The organism is Desulforhopalus sp. IMCC35007, from assembly GCF_005116575.1.
In the GTDB taxonomy this organism is placed as follows: domain Bacteria; phylum Desulfobacterota; class Desulfobulbia; order Desulfobulbales; family Desulfocapsaceae; genus Desulforhopalus_A.
The window spans coordinates 1-214 of record NZ_SWCN01000123.1 but is presented as its reverse complement, the minus strand read 5'-3'; the positions used below and the strand labels follow the sequence as shown (position 1 = coordinate 214).

Genomic DNA, 214 nt, shown 5'->3' with positions numbered 1-214 from the left:
ACAGCCATCCGATTATTGAAAGCTTTCTCATCCTCCAGGGCTCGATCCGGTGAATAATAGAAATGAAGATACATCCGCCGGTCCGCCGTGATTGTATCACCTTTGTACGGACGATCTTGCACATAGTTCCAGGTTATCGGCAGAGAATACGCATAGAGTTCGTATGCCTGACTGTAATGATACCAGTAGAAAAAAAAAAAAAAAAAAACATCCG

General features: G+C 43.0%; 1 pseudogene. It reads right to left on the bottom strand.

The features are described 5' to 3' along the window. A pseudogene (locus tag FCL48_RS25335) lies at window positions 1-214 on the bottom strand (transposase); the annotation flags it as partial.